Origin of the sequence: Amycolatopsis kentuckyensis (assembly GCF_002155975.1) — a bacterium.
Lineage (GTDB): Bacteria > Actinomycetota > Actinomycetes > Mycobacteriales > Pseudonocardiaceae > Amycolatopsis > Amycolatopsis kentuckyensis.
On the sequence record NZ_MUMI01000381.1, the window covers coordinates 1 to 8,351 of the forward strand.

Here is an 8,351-nt window from a genome sequence, read left to right on the forward strand (position 1 = left end):
TTCGCCATCACGGTCGGGCCGGAGGATCTCGAACTGCGCCGGGGACGGCGGCGGCTCCGGCTGTCGTGGGACGCCGTCGAGTCGGTGTACCTGTTGCCCGCGCCGCGTACGGCTCCCGGCTCCCCGCCGACCTTGCCGGGGCTGTTGCTCGTCCGGACGACCGAGGGCCGGCCGGCGGGGATCCGGGAGCCGTACGCGGCGCGGGCAACAGGTACACCGACTCGACGGCGTCCCACGACAGCCGGAGCCGCCGCCGTCCCCGGCGCAGTTCGAGATCCTCCGGCCCGACCGTGATGGCGAACGGAGCCAGCACCTGCCAGCCCGCCCAGACCACCACGACCGCCCAGGTCACGACTCCGACCGCCGCGAACGACGCTTGCAGGGGCCTCCCGGTGCCGGCCTGACGAGCGAGCAGGTGACAACACGCGACGAGCGCGCCGGCGGCCGCTACGCAGACAAGGCCGTAACCGACCCGCCACGCGGCCGGTCGTCCGAGGCGACCTGCGCCCTTGGTGCCGACCCCAGCCCCCTGCGTCATCGGCTCCCCCTTGTTTCCCGCGCCGGCACCGTCCCCGAATCGAAGGTAGCGGCGACCGGGAAACCGGGAAACACGCGCCACAGATTTTCTTCACAGCACGAAACCGATCGGTTCCAGCACTGCCGGGAAGATCGTCGGCCTGATCACCGGCCGAGCGGTGTGCGGCGAGCCGGCTGTGCCAAGCTGAGGCCGACCGCCGCTGACCGGCAACGAGAGGACCCCGATGCACCGGCTCACCGTGCTCTACCCGCCGCCCGCCGACGAAGCCCACTTCCGCGACTACTACGTCGCCACGCACCTGCCTCTCGCGGCGAAGCTCCCCGGCCTCGTGCAGTCGCAGTACTCCTTCGAGGTGGCCTCGCTCGGCGGGGAAAGCAAGTACTTCGCCGTCTTCCACGCCGACTTCGAGTCCGCCGAGGCGATGGCCGCCGCGCTCGGCTCGGAGGCGGGCAAGGCGGTCGCGGCGGATGTACCGAACTACGCCACCGGCGGCGTGGAGATGATCCACTACCCGCTCAGCTGACGATCGCGGTCGTCGGCGACGCGGTCACCGCACGAGGCAGGGACGCTTGCTGTCGAACTCCCAGCCGGGAACGAGGTAGCGCATCCCGATCGCGTCGTCCCTGGCTCCCAGCGCCTTCTGCCGGTACAGGTCGTGGGCGGCGAGCAGCCGGTCCCGGTCGAGCCGGATGCCGAGCCCCGGGGAGCTGGGGATCGCGACTTCGCCGTCCACGATGCGGGGCGGGGCCACGGTGAGCCGTTCCAGGCCTTCCTGCCAGATCCAGTGCGTGTCCAGGGCGTTGTACTCGCCCGGGGCGGCGGCGCCGCAGTGGGTGACCATGGCCAGGGAGATGTCGAAGTGGTTGTTGGAGTGGCACCCCCAGGTCAGGCCCATCGCGTGACACAGCTGAGCCACGCGCACCGAGCCTTGCATCGTCCAGAAATGCGGGTCGGCCAGGGGAATGGAGACCGAGTTCAGGGCCAGCGCGTGGGTCAGCTGCCGCCAGTCGGTGGCGATCATGTTGGTCGCGGTGGGCAGGCCGGTCGCCCGGCGGAATTCGGCGAGGACTTCACGTCCGGAGTAGCCGTCCTCGGCGCCGCACGGGTCTTCGGCGTAGGCGAGGATACCGACCAGGGGCCGGCAGAGCTCGATCGCTTCGCGCAGCGACCAAGCGCCGTTCGGGTCGAGCGTGATCCGGGCCTCGGGGAAGCGCTCTTTGAGGGCGAGGATCGCGTCGACCTCTTCCGCGCCGGCCAGGACGCCGCCTTTGAGCTTGAAGTCGCGGAAGCCGTACAGCTCGTGGGTGGCCTCGGCCTGGCGGACGATCGCCTCGGGCGTCAGGGCTTCTTCGTGCCGGATCCGGTACCAGTCGGCGGCCGCGCCGGGTTCGCGGGCGTATTCGAGGTCGGTGCGGTCGGGGTCACCGACGTAGAACAGGTAACCGAGGACCCGGACGGAATCGCGCTGCTGCCCGTCACCGAGCAACGCCGCGACCGGCACCTCGAGGTGCTGACCCAGCAGGTCGAGCAGCGCCGCCTCGACGGCGGTCACCGCGTGGACGGTGGTGCGCAGGTCGAAGGTCTGGGCGCCGCGGCCCGCGGTGTCGCGGTCGGCGAACCGGTCGCCGATCTCCCGCAGGACGCGCTTGTAGTCGCCCACCTTCGCCCCGACGACGAGCGATTCGGCCTCACGCAGGGTCCGGGTGATCTTCTCCCCGCCCGGTACCTCGCCCAGGCCCGTGCGTCCCTCGGAGTCCTCGAGGACGACGACGTTGCGGGTGAAGTAGGGCCCGTGGGCGCCGGAGAGGTTCAGCTCCATGCAGTCCCGGCCGGCGACCGGGTAGACGGAGAAAGCGGTGACGATCGGCTGCTTGACGCTCATGGATGTCTTCCTGTGCGGGTTGATCAGATGTCGAGGGCACCCAGGATGCCGTCGAGGGCGAGGACGCCGCCGAGACCGAGGATCGCCAGGACCGTGGTGTAGCTGGTCCGGACCTTGATCGCTTCGACGACCGAGAGGTTGAAGTATTCCTTGAACAGCCAGAACCCCGGGTCGTTGACGTGCGAGAAGGCGATCGAGCCGCAGGAGACGGCCAGCACCATCATCTCGGGGTGGATCCCGCTGCCCGCCACCAGCGGCAGCACGACGCCGGAGGCGGTGACGACGGCGACCGTGGCCGAGCCGAGCGCCACGCGCAGGATGACCGCGATGAGCCAGGCGAGGACGAGCGGCGAGATGGGCCAGCTGTGCGTGAGGTCCTTGATGTAGTCGGAGATCCCGCCTTCGACGAGCACGTTCTTGAACGCGCCGCCGGCGCCGATGACCAGCAGGATCATCGCCATCGCCTTGGCCGCCGAGGCGCAGGAGCCGCCGACCTCTTCCAGGCTCCGGCCGATGCGCGGGCCGAACACCCAGATCGCCAGGAGCAGGGTGAGCAGCAGCGCGATCGGAGCCGAGCCGATGAAGGCGATCAGGTGCATGAAGTGGCTGTCGCCGGGCACGGCCAGCTCGGTCACCGCGGCGCCGGCGATCAGCACCACGGGGAACAGGGCGACGCCCAGGGACCAGCCGAGCCCGGGCATTTCCCGGTCGGTGAACTCGCGCTCGCCGACCAGGCCCGTGGGCACGGCGGGGTCCATCCGCTTGACGAACGGCAGCCGCGGCCACACCAGGGCGATGAGCGCCCCGGCGGGGACGGCGATGAACAGCCCGTAGAACAGGGTCAGCCCGACCGAAGCGTGGAAGGTCGCGGCGACGGCGGTCGGCCCAGGGTGGGGCGGCAGGAAGCTGTGCATGGTCGACAGGGCGATGGACATCGGCAGCCCGACCCACAGCAGTTTGGCTCCGGTGACCCGGACCAGGGTGAACGCGATGGGCACGATGATGACGAAGGCGACCTCGTAGAACATGGTCACGCCGATCAGCATGGACGTGACGACCATGGCCACCTGGACCCAGCGCGGGCCGAAGGCGTCGAGGAGTTTCCCGGCGATCCGCTGTGCGGCCCCGGAATCGCCCATCACCCGGCCGACCATCGCGCCGAGGCCGATGGTGAGCATCGTGTCGCCGATCTGGCCGCCGATGCCGTCGGACAGCACGTCGGGGATGTCGGCCAGGGGAATACCCCGGACGATCGCCACGGCCACGGCGACGAGGAGCAAGGCGGCGAAGCCGTTCAGCTTCAGCTTCGTCATCAACAGGAGCAGGATCACAACGCTGATACCGACCACGACGAGTGGCATGTCAGTTCCCCTTTGAACTGTGGGTCGAGCGGGCGGGTGCGTTCAGGCGAGCCGGCGTGCGGCTCCCACGAGGGCAAGGCCGCTGTCGAGGACCTTCGCCAGGTCGGCGAGGTCGTCCGGCCCGGGGTCGGTCAGCGGCGCACGGACGGGGCCCACAGGCAGCCCGCGCAGCCGGGCGGCCGCCTTGACCAGCGAGACGGCGTAACCCGGGACGCGGTCGCGCAGTTCCACCAGCGGCACGTAGAACTCCCGCAGCAGCTGGTCGACGGCGTCGTCGTCCGCTGCGGTCAGGGCGGCGAAGAAGGCGCGGGCGATCTCGGGCGCGAAGGCGTGCACCGCCGAGGAATAGGCCGGGACGCCCACCGTGGCGTAGGCGCGAGCCTGGATTTCGGCGGTGGCCGCGCCGTTGAAGAAGAGGAAGCCCGCCGGCGCGGCGAGGGTGAGGCGCTGGAGCCGGTCGAGGTCGCTGCGCCCGTCCTTGAGACCGATGACCGTCGGGATCTCGGCGATCCGGCGCAGGCCGGCGGCGGTGAACGAGACCTGGTCGCGCTGGTAGGCGATCAGCGGCAGCCGGGTACCGCCGGCGACCCGGCGCAGCTGCTCCACGAGACCGTCCTGGGGGGCGGTGACCAGGTAGTGCGGAAGCACCAGCAGGGCATCCGCCCCCGCCTCCTCCGCGATCCGGGCGAACCGCCGCGCCTGAGCCCAGCCGTAGCCGATGCCCGCGACCACCGGCACCCGGCCGCCCGCCACCTCGACCGCGGTCGTGACGACCGAGCGGTACTCGTCCTCGTCCAGCGCGCCGAACTCCCCCGTCCCGCAGGCCGGGAACACCGCCCCCGGCTCCGCGGCGAGCTGCGTACCCAGGTACGTGCGATACGAGTCCGGATCGAGGTCCCCATCATCCCTGAAGCTGGTGAGCGGGAAGGAAAGAACTCCGCCGGCCATGCCGTCGCGCAGCCGCTCGGCGACGGCTTCCGGTGTGTGCGCGTTGATCAGATCCATGAACAACGTCCCCGTATGCAGATGCTGTCTATGTATGCAGATGGAGGGTAGACAGCTGAACGCCAGGGGTCAATGGGCGCGCCGAGCCCGATTTACGATGGGGGCATGTCGGAGGGTGACGAAGGCCAGGCCACGGGAGTCCGCGGGGTGAAGTCCGCGGCGCGGACCGTCGCGCTGCTGGAGCTGCTTGCCGCGCGCGGCGATCGGCCGGCCCGCCTCGACGAGCTCGCCGCGGAGCTGGGCGTGCCGCGCAGCAGCATGTACCAGCTGCTGCAGACCCTCGTGGCCTGCCGCTGGGTGCGCACGGACGTCACCGGTTCCCTGTACGGAATCGGAATCCGCGCCCTGCTCACCGGCACGAGCTACCTCGACACCGACCGGCGCGTGCGCGTCATCCGCCCCTACCTGGACGAGGCCTCGGACGCGCTCGGCGAGACGATCCACCTGGCCCGGTTCGACAGTCCGAACGTCGTCTACCTCGCCACCCGCGAGTCCCACGAATACGTGCGCACGATAAGCCGGGTCGGCCGGCGGATCCCGGCCCACGCCGGCGCGCTCGGCAAGGCGCTGCTGGCCGAACGTTCCGACGCCGAACTCGCTCAGCTGGCCGAGCCGCTCACCGCGCTGACCGAAAACACGCACACCGATCGCGCGTCACTGCTGGCCGACCTGGCGCAGATACGCGAGCGCGGGTACTCGATCGAACACGAGGAAACCGTGCCGGGGATAGCGGGCTTCGGGTTCGCCCTGCGCTACGACACCCCCGCCATCGACGCGATCAGCTGCTCGGTCCCGCTGTCCCGGCTCACCGCGGAGCACGAAGCCCGCATCGTGACGGTCATGCGCGAGATCCAGCTGAAGATCGAGACGCTGCTGGCACCAGGCGCGCCCGACTGGCGCTGACGGTCTTCTCGACGAAGACTCGGATCCGAAGGCTTCAAGATCATCCTGCGGTCACTTTCGGGCTTGCCTCGGCGATCCGCCGGAGGGCCGCGTCGGCGTCCGCGATGGCCAGCATCCTGTTGATGTCGGCGGCGGCCAGTGCGCCGGCCGCCGCGGAGGACCCGACCTGGGCGACCAGATCGGTGGCGTTGCCGGCCACCCACACCCCCGGCACCTCGGTGGTGCCGGCCGTGCCGGAGGCGAAACCGCGGCCCTTGTCGGGCACGTCCTGCACCGGTAGGCCCAGGCCTTCCAGGCCCTGGGTGCGGGCCTGCATCGGCGCGGCGACCGCGAGGACGCGGCGGGCCACGACCCGGCCGTCGGCCAGGCGCACCCCGGCGAGGGCACCGTCGGTGTCGTCGACGACCTCGGTGACCGGGGTGTCGATGATGCGGATGCCGCGGGCGGCAAAGCGGGCGCGGCTGTTCTCGTCCAGGTCGGTGCCGTGAGTGAAATAGGTCAGGTCTTCGGTCAGCTGACGGAACAGAAACGCGTGGCCGACGGAGGCCGGCCCGGTGGCGAGAACACCGATGGGCTCGTCGCGCACCTCCCAGCCGTGGCAGTACGGGCAGTGCACCACGCTGTGCCCCCAGTGCCCGGCGAGCCCGGGCACCTGCGGCAGCACATCCGTGAGGCCGGTGGCCACCAGGATGCGGCGAGCGGTGATGCTGCGGCCGTCGGCCAGGGTGACGGTGAACCGCAGGTCCCCGTCCACCGGGGCGGCGGGCTCGGCCGAGACCACCTCGCCGTGCACGACGCGTCCGCCGTACTGGCGCACCTGTTCCCGGCCCTGTCGAAGGATCTCGGACGGCGGGGTGCCGTCGAAGACGATGAAGCCGTGCACGGCCTCCGCGGGCGCGTTGCGCGGGGAGCCGCTGTCGATCACGACGACCGAGCGGCGGGAGCGGGCGAGGATCAGGGCACCGTTCAGCCCCGCCGCGCCCCCGCCGATCACCACCGCGTCGACGGTCCCCTCGGCCAGTGCGTCGCTCGCGTAGTCCTCGCCAAAAGGCGGTCGCTGGGTTTCCTGGGTCACGAGTCCAACCTCCAAGCCGCCTTCGCGGCGTCGCGGTCCGGCAAGCCCGGACCAGGGAGGTCAGAGCGGTTCTGTACTGAACTGTCATCAATCTAGAGAGTTCTGTACTGAGTTGTCAACTACGGCAGGCCGGCGCTAACTTCGGGGTATGGCAAGACCACGAAGCTTCGACCGCGACCACGTCCTGCACGCCGCCGAGCGGCAGTTCCGCACCACGGGCTACAACGGCACGAGCGTCGACGACATCAGCGCCGCCACCGGCGTGGGCCGCGGCAGCCTCTATGCCACGTTCGACGGCAAGCACGGCGTGCTGCTGCAGGCGATGGCCGGGTACTCCGCCCGGCTGGGGCAGGTTGCGCCGCAGGCGCTCGCCGGACCGGACGAGGGCGCCCTGGAACGACTGCGCAGGTACTTGCTCCGCGCCGTCCACGGAGTGCCGCTCGCCGACGACGTACCCCCCGCCCCCGACCGGGCGGCGGCGGCCTGCTTCGCCGCCAAGATGGCCCTGGAACTCGGCGCCGCCGACCCCGAGGTGGAACGCACGGCCAAAGCCTGCTTCGCCGCGGTCGCAACGGCGGTGGCCGAGTGTGTCCGAGCGGCGCAGCGCAACGGCGACATCGACCCCGACGCGGATCCCGAGGACCTCGCGTACCTTCTGCTGACCATCATCCGCGGGATCGATGTCGTGGGCGCGGTCGGCCACAGTCCCGCCCGCCTGACGTCGATCGCGGAGAGCGCGTTCGCCTTGTTGCCTCGCCCGCAGCACCGCTGAGAAGAGCACAGTCGGTAGCGTTTCGCCGGCTTCCGTCGCGCGTACCTCTTCGGCTTCCCCATACCCCCGCGGTCTCGATGCCGAGCGAGCCGGCCGAAAACCACGGCCGCCACGAATGATGCCGTTTTCGCACGGCGTCGCGGCCACCTCACGAGCCCCCGGTGACCGCTCAGTCGTCTCCGTTGTCGGGTTCCTCGGCGCGCTCGCGGTTGCGCTGCTGCCGCTCCCTCTCACGTCGGCTGTACGTCGCCCGGCGGACGCGTTCCTCGTCTTCGAGGCTCGAGCCCAGCGCCCCGGCGACGATGCCCACCGATGTCGAGAGCCACACCAGCTTGAGGAACGACGGCGGCCCGGCCGGATGGCCGAGCACCTGCCCGAAGTAAGTGCCCTCGATCAGGACGATCGACGTCAGCAGCGCCAGCACGAACAGGATGGCGTACATGCATGCGACGCCGATCGACAGCGTCAGCGCCGTCGAAGCGTTGTACAGGAAGGCTTTCCGCCGGTCCAGGTGCCCGGAGGGTGAGTCCCACAGGTGGTTGTGCACCATCAGCCAGCCCGCCATCACCACGATCGCCAGGACCGTGATCCCGGTCAGCCGCAGCGCGGGCAGGGCTTCGGCGAGCTTCCAGAACGAGGTGGTGATGATGCCGTACGCGGCCGTCGCCGCCGCGGCCGCGGCGGCTCCGGCGAGGTTGGGCACCAGCCGCCACGGGCGGTTGTCCCGGATCATCCCGGCGAGCAACCGCAGGCGGCCGCGCACGCCCACCAGGGCCAGGTGCTCGTCGGCGGCGCCGCGGCCGCGGATGTGCCGC

7 protein-coding genes and 1 pseudogene are annotated in these 8,351 nt (G+C 70.8%); 3 read left to right on the plus strand and 5 right to left on the minus strand.

Going from position 1 to position 8,351, the window contains the following annotated elements; all coding sequences use genetic code 11:
• Positions 1–761 precede the first annotated feature (761 nt).
• Complete coding sequence (locus tag CCN39_RS32365) at positions 762–1,061, plus strand: EthD family reductase (RefSeq protein ID WP_086848479.1); 300 nt, start codon at positions 762–764, stop codon at positions 1,059–1,061.
• A 24-nt stretch (positions 1,062–1,085) separates the two neighbouring features.
• Here the strand turns inward: CCN39_RS32365 and CCN39_RS32370 are convergent, their stop codons facing one another.
• From CCN39_RS32370 to CCN39_RS32380, 3 genes are read right to left on the minus strand one after another with little or no spacing between them, the layout of a single operon-like run.
• Positions 1,086–2,420 carry an enolase C-terminal domain-like protein gene (locus tag CCN39_RS32370; protein ID WP_086848481.1) on the minus strand — a complete coding sequence of 445 codons (1,335 nt, stop codon included), beginning with the start codon at positions 2,418–2,420 and terminating at the stop codon, positions 1,086–1,088.
• 23 nt (positions 2,421–2,443) lie between these two features.
• Positions 2,444–3,781: a gluconate:H+ symporter gene (locus tag CCN39_RS32375; protein ID WP_086848483.1), complete on the minus strand. Its 1,338-nt coding sequence runs from the start codon at positions 3,779–3,781 to the stop codon at positions 2,444–2,446.
• A gap of 42 nt (positions 3,782–3,823) precedes the next feature.
• A complete protein-coding gene (locus CCN39_RS32380) occupies positions 3,824–4,786 on the minus strand; it encodes a 5-dehydro-4-deoxyglucarate dehydratase (protein WP_086848485.1) in 963 nt (320 codons plus the stop codon).
• A gap of 105 nt (positions 4,787–4,891) precedes the next feature.
• Here CCN39_RS32380 and CCN39_RS32385 point away from each other — a divergent pair, with 105 nt between their 5' ends.
• Positions 4,892–5,689 (plus strand): IclR family transcriptional regulator, encoded by a 798-nt coding sequence (locus CCN39_RS32385; protein ID WP_086848487.1) that lies wholly within the window; start codon positions 4,892–4,894, stop codon positions 5,687–5,689.
• Positions 5,690–5,729: 40 nt separating this feature from the next.
• On the opposite strand, the gene CCN39_RS32390 is transcribed toward CCN39_RS32385, so the two are convergent.
• Entirely contained in the window at positions 5,730–6,764 is a 1,035-nt protein-coding gene (locus CCN39_RS32390) for an NAD(P)/FAD-dependent oxidoreductase (RefSeq protein WP_086848489.1), read from the minus strand.
• 148 nt (positions 6,765–6,912) lie between these two features.
• On the opposite strand from CCN39_RS32390, the gene CCN39_RS32395 reads away from it, so the two are divergent.
• Entirely contained in the window at positions 6,913–7,536 is a 624-nt protein-coding gene (locus CCN39_RS32395; protein WP_086848490.1) for a TetR/AcrR family transcriptional regulator, read from the plus strand.
• Positions 7,537–7,705: 169 nt separating this feature from the next.
• Here the strand turns inward: CCN39_RS32395 and CCN39_RS32400 are convergent.
• Positions 7,706–8,351 (minus strand): annotated as a pseudogene (locus tag CCN39_RS32400) (hypothetical protein); the annotation flags it as partial.

Bases quoted from the DNA above. Each gene is read 5' to 3' on its own strand.
- CCN39_RS32365 (WP_086848479.1), top strand. From the start codon at position 762: ATGCACCGGCTCACCGTGCTCTACCCGCCGCCCGCCGACGAAGCCCAC.
- CCN39_RS32370 (WP_086848481.1), bottom strand. From the start codon at position 2,420: ATGAGCGTCAAGCAGCCGATCGTCACCGCTTTCTCCGTCTACCCGGTC.
- CCN39_RS32375 (WP_086848483.1), bottom strand. From the start codon at position 3,781: ATGCCACTCGTCGTGGTCGGTATCAGCGTTGTGATCCTGCTCCTGTTG.
- CCN39_RS32380 (WP_086848485.1), bottom strand. From the start codon at position 4,786: ATGGATCTGATCAACGCGCACACACCGGAAGCCGTCGCCGAGCGGCTG.
- CCN39_RS32385 (WP_086848487.1), top strand. From the start codon at position 4,892: ATGTCGGAGGGTGACGAAGGCCAGGCCACGGGAGTCCGCGGGGTGAAG.
- CCN39_RS32395 (WP_086848490.1), top strand. From the start codon at position 6,913: ATGGCAAGACCACGAAGCTTCGACCGCGACCACGTCCTGCACGCCGCC.